The organism is Streptomyces sp. 8K308, from assembly GCF_004348315.1.
Classification (GTDB): Bacteria; Actinomycetota; Actinomycetes; order Streptomycetales; family Streptomycetaceae; genus Streptomyces.
This window is the reverse complement of sequence record NZ_SMKC01000149.1, coordinates 1-15,763: the sequence shown is the minus strand read 5'-3', so window position 1 is coordinate 15,763 and position 15,763 is coordinate 1. Positions and strand designations below refer to the sequence as shown.

Here is a 15,763-nt window from a genome sequence, read left to right as displayed (position 1 = left end):
GGGCGGGGCGGGTTCCGCCGCCTGCGCGTCCGCTGGGAGATCCGCGATGACGTCCACCACGCGTTCGTCACCCTCGGCTGCGCCGTCATCCGCTGGCGACGACTGCGCACCGCAACGTGTCGGGAGTGCGGGCAGGTGACGTACCCCAGGAGAGGCCTGCCCGTTGTGCCGGAACGCACTCATGGCACCGGGCCCGCGCAGCCTCACATCCGGGATCTCAACACGTCGACCTCACAGCCCGCCGCGAACGGGTCGAAACCGTGCTCGACCAGCCAGCGAAGCGCCAGCAGGCTTCGCAACGACCACCACGCGCGGATCACGTCGAGGTCGACGTCGGTGCCATAGCCGGCAACGACGTCATCGAGGTGCTCCTCGTGTCCGAGCGTCAGGATGGCGAGGTCGAACAGGGCATCACCGTGGCCCGCCTCGGACCAGTCGATGATGCCCGTGACCTCGTCACCGTCGACGAACACGTGATCGACCTGCAGGTCGCCGTGCGTGAACACCGGAGTCCACGGCCGGAGCGCGGCCTCGGCGACCTGGCGGTTGCGGGTGACCAGGTCAGCGGGAAGGACGCCGTTCGTCACGAGCCACGTGCACTCGCCGTCGAGATCCGCCGCCAACTCGTCAAGGCTCCTTCCCCGGCCGGGCCAGGGCGGCAACGGCGCGTCGTGCAGCTTCCGGACGGCGGCACCCGCCGCGGCCCACGTCGCCGGCGGCGCGGTCGACGGCTCGCCGAGGCGGCCGAGTGCCGTCCCCGGGACCGCGGCGATCGCGAGCACGGACGGCTTGTGCCACAGGACCTCCGGGGTCGGGACCGGCGCCAGGGCCATCGCCCGGACCTCGACGTCGATGCGCGCCTGATCGGCGTCCACCTTCAGGAACACGTCGCCGACGCGCAGGGTAGCGCGCTCGGAATGGGCGACGACAACTGTGACCTCGTCCATGGGCGATCAGTATCCCGGGGATGACCGTCCGCGTCACCGGGTTTGTCGCCTGCGATGACGCGACTGACCGCGTCCCCCTACCCGGCGGCCTCGTGCCCGACACCGACCGCTGACCAGGTCAGGCCCACCATTTTCGTGAGGAGTCCTGAGCCCCACAACGCGGGCGGAGATCGGCAACGTGTCACTCACGGCGGTCTCGGCATGCTCGCCGGGGCCGTGCGTCGCGACATTCCCGAACTCGGCGAGGTTACCGCGCCCAGGAGGCGCCTTCGGGCTTCGTCGACGGCTCAGGAACAGAAGTCGGCAATGGTGCCACGGATAGGCGGGATGCCGGTCATCACCAGTACCTCGGTCGCAGGCGGCAACGAACGGCGTAGGCACCGGTGAGGATGGCGGCGCGGTCCTCGGGCCGGTTCGCGCGCGGCCGCCAGACGGCGATCCGCTCAGTCATCGGTCTTCATGGCCAGCGGCGCACTTGGGGTCAGGTGGCAGACCAGGAGCTTGAGGAAGAAGAGCGGGGCGAACCAAGCGAGGACGGCAGGTACGGTCAGCCAGAAGAGGTTCACCAGGACGGCGGTCGTATAGGCGGCCATGGCCACTGGGCGAGTGAGGTGGACCAATCCCGGGATCGCGACGTCCGGACACACACCCTGACCGCTCGCCCATCCGGTGGCCGCCGTCCTGCTCTGGTCAGCCACGCTGCTGGTGGTCTTCGTCCCGCTGTCACTGCGCGCCCACATGCGCGCGGGACACTGAACGCCCGGGCCGGTCGGGCCGAGGGCTCCTCGCTATCAAAGGCGAGGGGCTCGTGATCCATCCCGCGGGAAGCGCACCGACCACGCCCAGCCCGCGCGAGCGGGGATGGGCCGGTTCCCCCCGTTGACGCGGCCGGTATTGGCAGTAGCTTTCTAGGCGCCAAATCCCGTACGTCGTTCGGTATATAACCAGCAGCCCGAGGTGGCTACCGCTCATGAACGAACGACCCAGCAGACGAGGTGCGGCCACGGCGATCGGTAACGCGACGGCGACCGCGCCTGGTGAACCCCACCCGCCGCCGGCCGCGGGAGCATCCCCACGAGTAGAAGGGAGGCATCGCGATGACGCGTCGCCGACCGTTCAACCAACTGGTCTTGGGGGGCGGCGGCCCTGATCCTCATCGCCGTCGGACTCGCCACGGCGGCGGGTTCGGCCTCGGCCCAGCAGCCCGGGTACGCCGCGGTCACCACCAGAAGTGAACCGTCAGCGCCATCAGTTCCGTCAGAAACCCCGCCGGACTGCCTCGGACGGCGCCGGGCTGATGGCGAACCCCATCGTCACCGACATCTACACCGCCGACCCCGCCACGCTCGTCGTCGACGGCACCGCGTACATCTTCACCGCGCGCGACGAAGCGGCGCCCGGCCAGCAGCAGTTCGTCATGCGTGAATGGCACGCCTTCTCCTCGCAGGCCCCCTCGAACGACCCGGCCGCCTGGCGACACCACGGAGCGATCCTCTCGTTCGACACCTTCGCCTGGGCCGGCGCGAACGCCTGGGCCTCCGCGGTGATGCAGGGACCAGACGGCCGGTTCTACTGGTTCGTCTCGGTCGACGGTCGCACCGACAACGGGTGGATGAACATCGGGGTCGCGGTCTCCGACCACCCGCTCGGCCCCTACCGGGACGCCATCGGCGGCCAGCTGGTCTCGGACGCCACCCCCAACTCCTCCTCGCTGAACATCGACCCGACGGTGTTCATCGACGACGACGGCGAGATCTACCTGTACTGGGGCTCGTACTGGGCGCCCAGAGCCGTGCGCCTGCAGGACACCATGACCGCACTCGACGGCCGGGTCTTCACACCGTCGGGCCTGACGTGCTTCTGGGAGGCACCCTGGCTGTTCGAGCGCGACAGCGTCTACTACCTGGCCTACGCCTCCAACTCCGGCGCCGGCTGCGTCACCGACTCGGCCTACGCCTGCGTCAGGTATGCGACCGCCGACAGCCCGGCGGGCCCCTGGACGCACCGGGGAGTCGTGCTTGACCAGGTGAGTTCGACGACCAACCACCCGGCCTTCATGGAATTCGGCGACCGGTGGTACATGGTCTACCACACCGCTGACGCGCCCGGCGGCGGGAACTTCCGCCGCTCCGTCGCGATCGACGAGCTGGTCTTCAACCCCGACGGCACCATGCGGAAGGTCGTCCGCACGCCTTGAGCCGATGGCAGCCCTGCCCCCTCTGGGCTGCTCCCCCACCTCGCAACGAAGGGATGGATCCTGATGTTACGAAAATCGAGAGGGCTCGGCCTGAAGTCCGCGTGGCGGCGCGGCTTCGCGCTCGCCGCCGCCTTCGCCACCGCTCTCGTGCTCGCGGGCCCGGCAGGCTCGGCCAACGCGGCACCGGACTCACAGGTCCAGTTGGAGAAGCAGACGCGGGTCCCGCGGTTCATGACCGACGCGGGCGCCCACACCGGGAACGTCGCCGAGTCGGAGCACTTCGCCGTCCGCTGGGGTGACGCGCTCGACGCCGTCGCATGGGGACGGCAGAACCGCGGGATCGACAACTACCCGCAGTGGGTCGCGGACCACATGGACGACATCTACGACTTCTACGTCAACCAGGTCGGTTTCGTCGATCCCGCCGACCACCAGGTCGGGTCCCAGTACAAGATCAATCTCTACCTGTGCGGAACATGGTCGGGCGGCTTCCTGCCCCCGGCCAACTGGGCCGGCCGCGACGACATCGGTCTTGGGCACATGTGCCTGCCCTACGACAAGATCTGGGACGACTGGGTCGAGTCGCACGAGTTCAACCACGTCCTCCAGAACTACGCGGTCGACATCAACATCGCACGCGGCAACGGCGGCGGCTGGGGCGCCGGCAACCCGGTGGCCGGGCCGGTCTGGGAGGCCCACGCCAACTACATGGCCCGCATGCGGCGCCCCGAAGTGGTCGTCGGATCCGGCTACTACGTCGACCGCCAACACCGCAGGTGGCTGTCCCAGGAGACCTACTACGGCGACTGGATGCTGTTCAACACCATCCGAGACATCTACGGGCCAGAGGTGATCGACCAGTTCTGGTACGAGGCCCAGCAGGGCGAGCACCCGATCAACACCATCAAGCGAATCCTCGGTCTCGACCATCAGGAGTTCGCCCGGCTGATCGCCGAGTACACGTCTCGGCAGGTCGTCTACGACTTCACCGACGGCGCCCGGATCCGCAGCGACCTTTGGCGCGGCGGCGGCAGCTACCGACCCCTGCACACCGATCTCCTGCAGAGCCTCGGCGGCGGCCGGTACCGGATCGCCGACAGCGACGCCCCACACCAGTACGGGCACAACGTCATCCGGTTGAACCCGAGCGGCGGCCAGGTGTCCGTCCAGTTGCAAGGACAGTCAAGCCTCTCCGGCGCCGACTGGCGGTTCCGGCTGGCGGCGGTCTCCGCCAACTTCTCCGTCCGGTACAGCGACGCCTTCGCGCCCGGCCAGACGGCCAACTTCAGCCTCCAGAGCGGCGAGACGCACATGATGCTCGTCGTCGCGGCCACTCCGTCGCAGCACCGCAACTACCCGATGTGGCAGGTCGGGGTCGGGGACCCCTTCCCCTACGAACTCTCGATCCAGGGCGCCTCTCCGGCATAGGAGCGGAGCAGTGCTCGGCACGACAGAGAAGTCCTAGAGGTAGCGCGGGCCCGCCCGGCGCCTTCCGTCGACGGCAGCAGCCACCGGCTGCTGCTGTCACGCGGCCCTGCGACCAACGGGCCACCGAGGCAGCCGAACTCGCCTGTCTCGCGGGCCCGATTCCCGGCCGCCCGCGCCAAGCGTCACCCCGGCGGCGTCCTGTGGGCACTCCACCACACGGGCGCGGGCCGCTTCCCTCGAGCATGACGCGTGGCTGCGGCGGGCGGCGACGGGAGGCCGAGCGACTCGCCGACCGCGTCCTGGACCGCGTCCGCGGCGTTCTGACCACGCCCCGCCGCAGCCTGATGTGCGGCAGCGTGGGTCCCGCTCTCTTTCTCACGAAGCTCCACGAGGCCACGGCCGACACCTCCCCGCTCGGCCACGCCACGCTGCTGCTCCGTCAGGACCTCGCCTGTTACCACCCTCGAGAACGGGACCCCGTACGCCGAGCCAGGCCACGACGGCCGGAAGGTGCCCTATCTCGGTGCGGGCAGCACGGGCATCGGCCTGGCCGTCGAGGCGCTGCCAGTGGCCCGCTGAGGAAGTGACCATCCGGGCCCATCAGGACGGTGGGCGGCGGTGGGGTTCCTCGAGCGACACGCGCCGAGACGAAGTCGCGCCTGATGTAGGTCGGCCACTCCCCGGTGCGCCGCTCGCGCAGGCAGCGCACCTCGTCCCCACCGAGGGCGAACACCGGGGTGATGTAGCGCGAGCCATCGTCGGGCGTCACGGGAGACGGTTCGTCACCACCGTCCCCCGGGCCCGTAACCCCGGTCTGGGGTTCGAACACGTACAGGCGCTGGTCCGCGTAGTTGCCAAAGACCACGCGCGGTGGCCGGTGGTCCTTCGCGGGTACGGCCCGCCCAGGACCGGCCGCCGTACTCACGACACGGCCGCGCAGGTTCCACCGCGGCCCCGGCAGCAGGTCCACCGGAAGACCACCCCCCGCGGGAGCGCGCATGAGCGTGGTCCGCCCGCCCTGGTCGAGGCGGGATTCCGTCCCACACCTCGTTGCCGACGTAGGCGGGCCAGGAGGGCACGGGACGGCCCACCGCCACGAGAGCGGCGTCCTGGGGACGGCTCTCCTGGCGAAGCACGCCTCGTCGCCGGTGCAGGGCGCGGTGTTCTCCCTCGCCCTCCCCGGCCCCGCGGCCACGGCGGAGCGGGAAGACGTTCATGGCGTGTGCTGCTTTCTCGAGCGGTCTGTCGGCGGCGGGTCGCCAGCCGCCGATCCTGGAGAACGTACCGTTGCACTCACGCTGGCGAGCACGCGTCCGGCGCAGCCCTGTTGGCCTGCCGGTGTGGTGGGTGAGCCGCCGGAAAACGGGTTGCCGTGGGTGGTGGGTGCCAAGTGATCATGCACCCATGCGTGTTGGCGTGATCGGGTTGCGGATGGGTCTGCATCTGGCGGGCTGGTGTCGGCGGCTGGGCATGGAGGTGGTGGCCGCCTGCGATCTGGATGTCGCGCGGCGGGAGGTGGCGCGGGAGGAGTTGCCGGAGGCGGTGCTCACCGAGCGGTGGGAGGATCTGCTGGACCACCGCCTGGACGGGGTTCTCCTGGCCAATGACTTCGACGCGCACGCGCCGTTGGCCATCGCGTTCCTGGAGCGGGGGGTGCACGTGCTGTCCGAGTGCGCGGCCTGCGTGGACGAGGACGAGGGGCGGCGGCTGGTGGCGGCGGTCGAGCGGTCCACGGCCACCTACTCCTTCGCCGAGAACTACGTGTACCACCCGCACGTTCGCCTGATCCGGCAGGCGGTCGAGGGCGGGGAATTGGGCAGGGTCAGTTTGGTCGAGGCCGACTACCTGCACGGTATGTCTCCGGAGACCGTCGCCGCGCTGATCGGCGACCCGGGCAGCTGGCGTGGTCGTATCCCGGCGACCGCCTACTGCACGCACACCCTCTCGCCGGTGCTGGCCATCACGGGCGCCTGGCCGCTTGAGGTGTCGGCGTTCCCGGCGGACGAGGCCGACCCGGGCAAGGCCGTCGTCATGACCGTCCGGCTGTCCACCGGCGCGCTGGCCGTCACCCGACACGGCTTCCTCCAGGGCGAGCCCGACAGCCACTGGAGCTGGCTGTCGGTCCGCGGCACCCAGGCGCTCGCCGAGTCCTTGCGCGCACCGGGTGAACGCTCATACTCCGTCCGAGTCCGAGCGGAGGGCTGGACACGGCCCGACGGCGCCACGCACGAGGAGGAGCGGACACCGCCGCCCCTCACCCTTGACGGGCAGCCGGTGGAGCGGCAGGCCGAAGGGACCGTACGCGTCCTTCAAGGGTTCCGGGCCACCGTGGAACACGGGCAGCCGCCGCTCATCCCGGTGCGCCCCGCGGTGGCCGCGTCACTGGTCGGCACGGCCGGCGCCGAGTCGCTGAACAACGGCTCGCGCCCCGTGCGGGTTCCGGACTTCTCGCCGGAGTGATGAACACGGTCCACGTCAGCGACGCCATGGGCGAGGCGGCCCCTCGCTGTCGCCCGGAGGACCGTCCCGCCAGTCCCTAGAAGGTGTGCCGGGGGGGTGGTCTGTGCGGAGGCGATTCGCCAGGCGCCGTCGTCGTGGACGAGTACCAGGGTCAGGCTGCCCACCGTGGGCAGGTCCGACTGCTCCCGCGTGGCCTCCTCCCGCTGGTAGGACACGTGCTTGACGAGGCTGACGATCGCCACGTCGGGGCGGGCGAAGCGGATGTCCTCGATCTCCAGGGTCGTCGTGACCTTCGCCAGCGGGCCGGCCAGGGCGGCCCTCATGGCCTCGGCCAGGGCGTCGCGCCCCACGACGCGACGTCCGGCGATGTTGACCACGACGGTGTCGGGGGTTGTGCAGGGGCAGGAAGTGATCGGGGTCGTTCTGGTGCCGTTGGTACTCGGCGAGGGTCTGGCCAATCGCCTCGACCCGGTCGTGCTGCGTCGTCGGACTGCCTTCTATCGGAGTATTTCGCTCCGTTAGAGCCTCGCGGAGCGAATCGCTCCGCAAGCGGATAGGGTGGGCCGATGACCCAGCAAGCCCGACGCGCGTCCCGGCAGGCCGAAGCCGAACGAAACGACCGTGCCCTGCTCGAGGCCGCCAAGGAGGTACTGGCCGTCGATGGCGCGCACGCCTCGGTGGCGGCGATCGCCGCCCGCGCCAAGGTCGGCATTGGCAGCCTGTACCGCCGCTATCGCACCAAGGAAGAACTGTTCCAGCACCTGCTTTCGGTGACTCTCGACCAGTATCTGGAGGCCGCCGAGGCGGGCTTGGCGATCGAGGACCCGTGGGACGGGCTGGCGCACTACGTCACGTCCGTGATCGCCTTCGGGCCCGGCTCGCTGGCCCCCATCGCCGGGACCATCACCCTCACCGACGCCATCGCCGAGAAGAACCGGCGGAGCGACGAGGCGGTGGCCGCGCTCGTCGACCGCGCGCACACCGCCGGCGTCCTGCGCGCCGACGCCACCGTCATCGACGTCGAACTGCTCATCGAGCAGCTCAGCAAGTCGCCCCTGCTCGACCAACTGGGCCAGCAGGGGCGCTCGGAGCTCATCGCGGCGGCGCTCGACGCCCGCGCCCGTATCACGGCCATCGCCCTGGACGGCCTGCGTGCCATGGACAACCCGCCACTTCCGGGTAAGGCTCCGGGCTATGAGCTGTTCTCGGCACGTTGGGAGCGCCAGGACGATCCGGACGCCTGAAGCCGCCCGCGCCCCGCCATGACCACACGTCGGGCACGGCGCGCCACGGGTCTGGGCTCGGGCGGTGAGATCCGTGATCGGGCCCCGTGCACCACTCCCCCGTCAGTGATCCGTCGGGCCGAGGGACCGGTGGCGGTGGAGGTGCTGGAGCGCGATCAACACGGGGACGACCAGGGCGATTCCGGCCAGCGAGACCACGCCGACGACCAGTGCCGCGCCGCAGACCAGCCAGGTGCCGAGCGTCGCCTCGGGTGGCGCAGCGTCAGCCGCCCGGCGGCGAGGACGATTCGGTGGGCCGGCTGGCCCGGGGGCCACAGCCCGAGACTGCTTCAGCTTGTTGATCGTGCGCTCGACGGCACTTCAAGGTCTGGCGGGAGGCCGCCGCCCGGTGCGTCGTGCCGCAGTCCCGCGTGGACGACGCCGAGGAACGGCTCTCGGCGGCTCGGGCGTTGGCCCAACAGGCGAAGGATGAGCGTCGCTCCGGCAGCCGACAGGAGCGTGGCCGCGGGGAAGCTGATCCACAGCCAGGGCGTGCCGAGAGGACTGAGGGCGAGCAGGAGCGGGACGTGGACGGCGAGGATCGAGCCGACGGAGATCACGAATGACGGGCGGGCCCGGCCGCGTGCCTGGAAGTAGGTGGCGAGCAGTGCCGTCACCCCGGCGAAGGGGTAGCCGAGTGCGATGAGGCGCAGCACCTGGGCGGTCGTCTCCCCCGCCGTCGGGTCGTCGGTGAAGGCGGCGGCGAGCGGGTCGGCCGCGGCGAGCATGACGAGGCAGGCGGCCGTCCCGTAGAGCGTGGTCGCGCGCAGCGCGAGGACCCGGGTGCGTTCGGCGCGCGCGATCAGGCCACGGCCGGCGTTGAAGCCGATGAGCGGCTGCATGCCCTGGGCGATGCCGGTCTGTGGCACGAGGACGAACGTGGTGACGCGCACGGAGGTGGCGTACGCGCTGAGGGCCGCCGGGTCGCCGAGGGCCGCCAGGCGGTTGTTGGCGATGAACATGATGAGGGTGTTGCCGAGGCCGGCGAGGAAGGACGGTGCTCCCACCGCGACCAGCTCGCGCAGGGTGGGGCCGTGCGGCCGCAGGTCGGCGAGGGCGATGCGGTAGGGGCGGTCGCGTTGGAGGAAGAAGAACCACAGGCTCATCGCCATGGAGACGGCCTGGCCGCCGACCGTCCCCACGGCGGCGCCGCGCACCCCCCCAGCCGAGGCCGAAGATCAGCAGTGGGTCGAGCACGATCTGGCACAGGACCGGGATCATCCACAGCAGGGTGGAGAAGCGCAGGCGCCCCTCGGCCCGCACCAGGCTGGAGAAGCCGGTGGCGGTGATCGCGCCGGCCAGCATGACCAGCGCGTAGTCGTGGGCGTGGCCGCGGACATCGCCCCTGGCCCCCAGCAGGGTGAGGAGCGGGTCGAGGAGGAGCAGGCCGAGGACGGTGACGGCGATTGCCGTCGTCCAGTAGACGAGGAAGGTGTTGCCGGCGGCCCGCGCGGCCTGGTGCGGGTTCCCTGCGCCGAGGCTGCGCGAGACCAGGGACGCGCCGCCGACACCGACCGTCGTGGAGACCGCGCCGAGGATCAGCAGCACGGGCGCCACGACGTTCACGGCCACCAGCGCTTCGGGGCCGACCCCACGGGAGACGAACCAGGCGTTGGTCAGGGGTAGATGCCGTAGGTGGCGACCGACATGGTGGTGTGGGCGCTGGTGCTCCACAGCAGCCGCCCGACCGGTCGGGTGCCGAGCGCCGCCGTGTGATCGCGCCGCCCGGCGCGCCCCGCCGTGCCGAGCGGTCCGGCGGGCCGGCGGGGGCGTGCGGCGGCCTCTTCGCCCACACCCATCAGCGTGTCACGGGGCTACGGCCGAACCGGGTCATCAGCGTGGGCACGTGTTCCACCTTGACAACCCATGACAGGAACACGTTCGTATCCACGCGCACTCCTCGGGGAGCCGTCCTTCCGCACCTGCCACCTGCCACACACAGCACGGCGGGGCCCGGGCCCCGGACCGCCGCCCACAAGCGCCGACAAAGCGCCCCTGTCCTGAACGAGGTGGATCAACGACGCCGACGATACCGAACACGCCACCCGTCCGAGCGCCCAGTGACGCGTCCAAGGCGGCGAGTTCGGTCCGCCGATCGCTGAACGGCACGGTGCCGTCGGTCAGTCGACTGGGCACGCGCACCGCGATGAACGACTACCTCTTCCACCGCACCGGCGGCCTCGTTGAAGGAAGAGGTCGCTCGGCGGCGCCAACGGCGGGGGGCGGATGCGGTGGTGGCTCAGAGGTCGAGCCGTGACCGGTCGAGTCCCGCGGCGGAGCGTGAGATGAACTCCTCGCGGGGCGCGTCGTTGCCCATCAGGAGGTCGAAGACCTGCTCGGCGGCGTCCAGGTCGGAGCCGTCCTGGACGCGGCTGCCGGTGGACGGGACGGGGAAGGTGCTCACGCGGTGCTCTCTTCAGCTACGGACAGGCAAGGGCGGGTCGCCCGGGCCGCGGGCGCGGCCTGGGCGAGTGGGCGGCCAGGAGCCGGCGCGATCAGATGTCGAGGAACCGCACGTCCTTGGCGTTGCGCTGGATGAAGGAGCGCCGGGCGTCGACGTCCTCGCCCATCAGGACGGAGAAGAGGGCGTCGGCAACGGCCGCGTCGTCGAGGGTGACCTGACCCAGGACACGGTGCTCTTGGTCCATGGTCGTGACGCGCAGTTCCTCGGCGTTCATCTCGCCCAAACCCTTGAACCGCTGGATGGAGTCGTCCCTGACCCGGCGGCCGTCCTGCCGGCCCCGCTCTAGCAGTACGTCGCGTTCGCGGTCGGAGTAGGCGTACTCCACGTGCTCCCGGCCCCACTTGATCTTGTAGAGGGGCGGGCGGGAGAGGTAGACGTGACCGTGCTCGATCAGCGGCCGCATGAATCGGAACAGGAAGGTCAGCAGCAGGGTGTTGATGTGCTGGCCGTCGACGTCGGCGTCCGCCATCAGAATGATCTTGTGGTACCGGAGCTTCTCGATGTCGAAGTCCTCGTGCACGCCCGTGCCGAACGCGGAGATCATCGACTGGACCTCCTGGTTGTGCAGGATCTTGTCGATACGGGCCTTCTCGACGTTGAGGATCTTGCCGCGGATGGGAAGGATCGCCTGGTACCGCGGGTTGCGGCCGGACTTGGCCGAGCCGCCGGCGGAGTCGCCCTCGACGATGAAGATCTCGCTTCTCGCCGGATCGTTGGACTGGCAGTCGGACAGTTTGCCCGGCAGGGCCGCCGATTCCAGCAGGCCCTTACGGCGGGTCAGGTCGCGTGCCTTGCGGGCCGCCAGCCGGGCGGTGGCCGCCCGGGTCGCCTTGCGGACGATGTCGGCCGCCTCGTTGGGGTTGCTGTCGAACCAGTCCGTCAGGTGCTCGTGCACGACCTTCTGCACGAACGTCCTGGCCTCGCTGTTGCCCAGCTTGGTCTTGGTCTGGCCCTCGAACTGCGGCTCACCCAGCTTGACCGAGATGATCGCGGTCAGCCCCTCGCGGATGTCCTCACCCGTGAGGTTGCCGTCCTTCTCACGCAACAGCTTCTTCTCGCGCGCGTACCGGTTGACGACCGTGGTCAGCGCCGTGCGGAAGCCCTCCTCGTGGGTGCCGCCCTCGTGGGTGTGGATGGTGTTGGCGTAGGAGTAGACGCTGTCGGCGAACTGGCTGTTCCACTGCAGCGCGACCTCCACCGACAACAGCCGCTCGGCGTCCTCGGCGGCGATGGAGACGACGGAGGGGTGGACTGGCTCCCCCTTGCGGGTGTTGAGGTAGGCGACGAAGTCGGTGATGCCGCCGTCGTAGCGGTAGGAGACCGTCTTCGCCGCCCGCTCCCCGGCGGTGTCCTGACCCACATCGTCGGCCGCGGCCGTCGCGCGGGCCGACTCGCGCTCATCGGTGAGCGTCAGGGTCAGCCCCCGGTTGAGGAAGGCCATCTCCTGAAACCGGCGGGCCAGCGTCTCGAAGGAGAACTCGGTGGTCTCGAAAATGCCGCCGTCCGCCCAGAACGTCAGAGACGTGCCCGTCTTCGAGGTGGCCTCGTGGCGGGCCAGCGGCGCGGTCGGCGCCCCGTACTCGTACTCCTGGGTCCACCGGTAGCCGTCGGTCCAGATCTCCGCAGACAGCCTGGTCGAGAGCGCGTTGACCACCGACAGACCCACACCGTGCAGACCGCCGGACACGGCGTACCCGCCGCCCCCGAACTTGCCGCCCGCGTGCAGCACCGTCAGCACCACCTCGACGGCCGGCCGCTTCTCCACCGGATGCATGCCGACGGGGATGCCGCGCCCGTTGTCGATCACCCGCACGCCGCCATCGGCGAGGATCGTCGCATCGATCCGGTCGGCCATTCCGGCCAGCACCTCGTCGACCGAGTTGTCCACGATCTCCTGCACCAGATGGTGCAGACCCCGCTCGCCTGTGGAACCGATGTACATGCTGGGCCGCTTGCGTACCGCGTCCAGCCCGTCGAGAACGGTGATCGCGGTGGCGTCATACGCGGCAGACGCGGCATGGCCGTTCTGTTCGACGAAAGTAGTCACAATGCTCTCTTTTCGGGCACGCCAAACCGCGCTCCCGCGACGCGCGGCGGCGCGAGGACGGTCGGATCGCTGGACGGAAAAACGTGTCGCGGGCAGGACGAAGAGGACCCCCAGGGCCCGCGGATCCCAGCGCCGGGAAGGCGCCGAGACCCTGCCAGAATACCGAACATCCCACGTGAACCCGGGGCAAGGAGCCTCTCAATCACCCTTCTCCCTGTCGCGAAGTGAACGAGTCAATCCCCCCCACTCGGTAGACCAGAAAACCCCGGAGAGCGGCACACAGGGGCTTTCCGGGTGCTGTGCCGCCCTGGGCTACAGCGGCTTTTTCGAGCAGTGACGCTCCGCGGCCCCGTTTCTCCGTCAACGCACGACGTCGCGTGGTGGCGCGCAGGTAGGCGAGGGAGGCGGTGGCCAGGGCGGCGCCGAGGAAGTACACGCTGGTCGCCCCCGCGCTGATGGTGATCCCGCTGAGGAAGGTGCCGGCGCCGATGCCGAGATAGATGCAGGAGGCGTTGCGCGCCACCACCAGTCCGGCCTCCTGGGGAGCCGCGTCGATGAGTCGGTGCTGCTGGGCGGGGGTCTGGCACCAGCTGGCCGCGCCCCATGCCGCGGCGAGCAGTCCCACCAGGGGGCCGCCCGGGTGTGGGTGGTGGCCAGGGCGCCCATGATCGCCAGCGCCGCCGCCATGACCAGGTAGCCGCCGGTCAACAGGCGGGTCGCTCCCCACCGGTTGGTGACGTATCCGGACGACAGGCTGCCCCGACCGCGCCGACCCCGTACAACGCGAGCACCCACGCGGTCGAGGACGCGCCGACGCCCAGCGCCTCGAACGCCGGGACCGCGTAGGCGTAGACGACGTGGGCAGCCCCCATGCCGAGCACGGTCAGCGGGAGCGTGGCCGCGACGGTCCGGTTGCGCAGCACCGACAGCCGGGTGGCGAGCGGGATCCGCGGGCCGGCCGGCACGAACGGCACCCAGGCCGCCACGCCGGCGGCAGCGAGCAGGCGCAGCGCGGCGACGGCCGCCAGGGCTGATCGCCAGCCCAGCCACTGTCCGAGCACGTCGCTGAGCGGCACGCCGAGCGCGGTGGCGATCGTCAGTCCGCCCACGACCACGGCCAGGGCACGGGCTCGCGCCTCGGGCCGGACCATCGCCGAGGCGACCGCCCCGGCGTTGGGGGTGAGGGCCGCCGCGCCGACGGCGGGCAGGATGCGGGTGGCCAGCAGGAGCCAGAACGTGGCGGCCACGGCCGAGGCGAGGTTGGCGACGCCGAGCACGATCAGGGCCGTCACCAGCAGCGCGCGGCGGGCTACCCGCGCGGTCGCGGTGGCGAGCAGCGGCGAACCGAGGGCGTACGCGGCGGCGAACGCGGTCACCGCCGTTCCCGCCGTCGCCGTCGACACGTCGAGCTCGGCGGCCAGGTCGGGCAGGAATCCGGCGAGGACGAACGCGTCGGTTCCCACGGCGAAGGCGCCAAGGGCCAGGATCAGGGTGCGCGGCGGACCGTTCGGCCCGCTGGCCGTCTCGGCCGTGACCGGACGTGACGCGACCGGGCCAATCGGGATACGAGCATCCCGGTTCTCCTCTCAAGAAAACCCGGCCGGGAGGCCGGGTGTTTCTCCGCCGTGGTCGACGGCGCTCAGGCCCTCATGCCCTCAGGCGCTCGTGGAAGCGGCGGGCTCGCGACGGAGCGCCCGCGGGCGCCTCGGCCATCAGGTCGGCGATCGTCTGGGCCGCCAACTCGCGCCGCCAGGCCAGCTCCGCGCGGCGCATCACCTTCGCGATTCCGCACGGCTCGGCGAACTCCGCGGCGGCCGCCGTGGCGCCGGAGCCGCGCTGGCGGATCTCGGTGCACCGGAACGCGTCCTCACACCCCTCGATCGCCGCCACGACATCCATCACCGTGACGCGCTCCGGACCGCGCCAGACGGTAACCACCGCGCGCGCCGGGCGTGGACTCGAGGATTCCCTCGCGCACCAGCGGCTGCAGGCGCTTCTTGAGGTACTCCGGCGGCAGTTCGAAGATCTCCGCCAACCGCCCGGTGGCGATCGGGGCCCGATCGTCGAGCCAGGCCAGCACCAGGCAGCAGTGCAGACCCCATTCGATGCCCTCGCTCATCATCATGAACCGGGATACTGCAGGTCCCGAATAGGCGGTCGCCTCGCTCAGGGCGACCCACACCGCGAGCCGTCAGAGCGGGCTGAGGCGGGCCCTGAGCAGGCAGAACTCATTGCCTTCCGGATCGACGAGAACGTGCCAGGGCTCCTCGCCCGTCTGGCCGATGTCGGCCGGGCGCGCCCCGAGCCCCAGGAGGCGTTCGAGCTCGGCGTCCTGATCGCGGTCAGTGGCGTTGACGTCGATGTGCAGCCGGGACTTTCCCGGCTCGGGCTCGTCCCTGCGGCTGAGGATGATCGTCGGCTGCGGGCCGCCGAAGCCTTCCCGTGGCCCGATCTCGAGAGTGCCGTCCTCTTCGCGGTCGAGCACCACGAAGTCCAGGACCTCGCACCAGAACCGCGCCAGCAGCTCGGGGTCGCGGCAACCGAGCACAAGCTCACTGATACGACATGCCATTGACGAAACCTGCTCTCAGCGTGGGAACTGCCGTCGCCGCCGCGCGCGGAGCCCTCAGGCTCCCCGCAACGGGAACACGCCCGAGACCGTACCGGGCGAGGCGAGCAGGTGCCAGGCGTTTTCGGGGCCCTCGCCCCGCCCGGACGGGCCGCCGGGCGAGGACCGTGGGCCGCGCGGTGGGGCGGCTGACATCGGACGGGCCAGGGCAGGGCCTAGATGAATGAGTCCAAGGGGTGTCGTTGCGGTCAGTAGTCATAGGCGATCAGTGATCGCTTCACCGGCTGACCGGTCTTGTCGTTGTGCCAGATCGCCGCGGTGAGTGCGAGGACACGCGTCAGGATCCGAACGGCCACTCCTGCCGGGCT

At 70.6% G+C, this 15,763-nt stretch carries 14 protein-coding genes and 4 pseudogenes; 4 read left to right on the top strand and 14 right to left on the bottom strand.

Annotation, left to right across the window (positions count from 1 at the left end; genetic code table 11):
• Window positions 1-203: 203 nt before the first annotated feature.
• Window positions 204-947: an aminoglycoside phosphotransferase family protein gene (locus E1265_RS20355; RefSeq protein ID WP_132931989.1), complete on the bottom strand. Its 744-nt coding sequence runs from the start codon at window positions 945-947 to the stop codon at window positions 204-206.
• A 443-nt stretch (window positions 948-1,390) separates the two neighbouring features.
• Entirely contained in the window at window positions 1,391-1,645 is a 255-nt protein-coding gene (locus E1265_RS37155; RefSeq protein WP_165953812.1) for a hypothetical protein, read from the bottom strand.
• A 599-nt stretch (window positions 1,646-2,244) separates the two neighbouring features.
• Between E1265_RS37155 and E1265_RS20345 the strand changes: the two genes are divergently transcribed.
• From E1265_RS20345 to E1265_RS20335, 3 genes are all read left to right on the top strand, one after another.
• Window positions 2,245-3,144 (top strand): family 43 glycosylhydrolase, encoded by a 900-nt coding sequence (locus E1265_RS20345; RefSeq protein WP_132931987.1) that lies wholly within the window; start codon window positions 2,245-2,247, stop codon window positions 3,142-3,144.
• A gap of 63 nt (window positions 3,145-3,207) precedes the next feature.
• Window positions 3,208-4,572 carry a DUF6055 domain-containing protein gene (locus E1265_RS20340; protein ID WP_132931985.1) on the top strand — a complete coding sequence of 455 codons (1,365 nt, stop codon included), beginning with the start codon at window positions 3,208-3,210 and terminating at the stop codon, window positions 4,570-4,572.
• Between the two features lie 1,404 nt (window positions 4,573-5,976).
• A complete protein-coding gene (locus E1265_RS20335; protein ID WP_132931983.1) occupies window positions 5,977-7,032 on the top strand; it encodes a Gfo/Idh/MocA family oxidoreductase in 1,056 nt (351 codons plus the stop codon).
• A 149-nt stretch (window positions 7,033-7,181) separates the two neighbouring features.
• Here E1265_RS20335 and E1265_RS39400 read toward each other — a convergent pair.
• A pseudogene (locus E1265_RS39400) lies at window positions 7,182-7,382 on the bottom strand (DUF4440 domain-containing protein); the annotation flags it as partial.
• Between the two features lie 216 nt (window positions 7,383-7,598).
• Here E1265_RS39400 and E1265_RS20325 point away from each other — a divergent pair.
• Window positions 7,599-8,276, top strand: coding sequence for a TetR family transcriptional regulator (locus E1265_RS20325; RefSeq protein WP_132931981.1), 678 nt, complete (start codon window positions 7,599-7,601; stop codon window positions 8,274-8,276).
• 102 nt (window positions 8,277-8,378) lie between these two features.
• Here E1265_RS20325 and E1265_RS20320 read toward each other — a convergent pair whose 3' ends face one another.
• From E1265_RS20320 to E1265_RS39370, 11 genes and pseudogenes are all read right to left on the bottom strand, one after another.
• Entirely contained in the window at window positions 8,379-8,591 is a 213-nt protein-coding gene (locus E1265_RS20320) for a hypothetical protein (protein WP_132931979.1), read from the bottom strand.
• A gap of 14 nt (window positions 8,592-8,605) precedes the next feature.
• Window positions 8,606-9,427 (bottom strand): MATE family efflux transporter, encoded by an 822-nt coding sequence (locus tag E1265_RS39395; RefSeq protein WP_243740966.1) that lies wholly within the window; start codon window positions 9,425-9,427, stop codon window positions 8,606-8,608.
• 130 nt (window positions 9,428-9,557) lie between these two features.
• Window positions 9,558-9,872 (bottom strand): annotated as a pseudogene (locus E1265_RS39390) (MATE family efflux transporter); the annotation flags it as partial.
• Between the two features lie 59 nt (window positions 9,873-9,931).
• Window positions 9,932-10,108 carry a hypothetical protein gene (locus tag E1265_RS39385; RefSeq protein WP_243740965.1) on the bottom strand — a complete coding sequence of 59 codons (177 nt, stop codon included), beginning with the start codon at window positions 10,106-10,108 and terminating at the stop codon, window positions 9,932-9,934.
• Between the two features lie 446 nt (window positions 10,109-10,554).
• Window positions 10,555-10,719, bottom strand: coding sequence for a hypothetical protein (locus E1265_RS37150; RefSeq protein WP_165953813.1), 165 nt, complete (start codon window positions 10,717-10,719; stop codon window positions 10,555-10,557).
• 91 nt (window positions 10,720-10,810) lie between these two features.
• On the bottom strand, window positions 10,811-12,829 hold the full coding sequence (gene gyrB / locus E1265_RS20310) for a DNA topoisomerase (ATP-hydrolyzing) subunit B (RefSeq protein WP_132931977.1): 2,019 nt from the start codon (window positions 12,827-12,829) through the stop codon (window positions 10,811-10,813).
• A 199-nt stretch (window positions 12,830-13,028) separates the two neighbouring features.
• The gene (locus E1265_RS39380) at window positions 13,029-13,451 is read right to left on the bottom strand and encodes a hypothetical protein (protein WP_243740964.1); all 423 of its coding nucleotides are present in this window, start codon (window positions 13,449-13,451) and stop codon (window positions 13,029-13,031) included.
• Window positions 13,452-13,530: 79 nt separating this feature from the next.
• A complete protein-coding gene (locus E1265_RS39375) occupies window positions 13,531-14,289 on the bottom strand; it encodes an MFS transporter (RefSeq protein WP_243740963.1) in 759 nt (252 codons plus the stop codon).
• A gap of 184 nt (window positions 14,290-14,473) precedes the next feature.
• Window positions 14,474-14,945: pseudogene (locus E1265_RS20300) on the bottom strand (Rrf2 family transcriptional regulator).
• A gap of 72 nt (window positions 14,946-15,017) precedes the next feature.
• Entirely contained in the window at window positions 15,018-15,398 is a 381-nt protein-coding gene (locus E1265_RS20295; RefSeq protein WP_132931975.1) for a VOC family protein, read from the bottom strand.
• Window positions 15,399-15,643: 245 nt separating this feature from the next.
• A pseudogene (locus E1265_RS39370) lies at window positions 15,644-15,763 on the bottom strand (IS982 family transposase); the annotation flags it as partial.

Excerpts from the sequence above, each read along its gene's own strand:
- E1265_RS20340 (WP_132931985.1), top strand. The coding sequence starts at position 3,208 with ATGTTACGAAAATCGAGAGGGCTCGGCCTGAAGTCCGCGTGGCGGCGC.
- E1265_RS39395 (WP_243740966.1), bottom strand. The coding sequence starts at position 9,427 with ATGGCGATGAGCCTGTGGTTCTTCTTCCTCCAACGCGACCGCCCCTAC.
- E1265_RS20335 (WP_132931983.1), top strand. The coding sequence starts at position 5,977 with ATGCGTGTTGGCGTGATCGGGTTGCGGATGGGTCTGCATCTGGCGGGC.
- E1265_RS20345 (WP_132931987.1), top strand. The coding sequence starts at position 2,245 with ATGGCGAACCCCATCGTCACCGACATCTACACCGCCGACCCCGCCACG.
- E1265_RS20325 (WP_132931981.1), top strand. The coding sequence starts at position 7,599 with ATGACCCAGCAAGCCCGACGCGCGTCCCGGCAGGCCGAAGCCGAACGA.
- E1265_RS20295 (WP_132931975.1), bottom strand. The coding sequence starts at position 15,398 with ATGGCATGTCGTATCAGTGAGCTTGTGCTCGGTTGCCGCGACCCCGAG.
- E1265_RS20355 (WP_132931989.1), bottom strand. The coding sequence starts at position 947 with ATGGACGAGGTCACAGTTGTCGTCGCCCATTCCGAGCGCGCTACCCTG.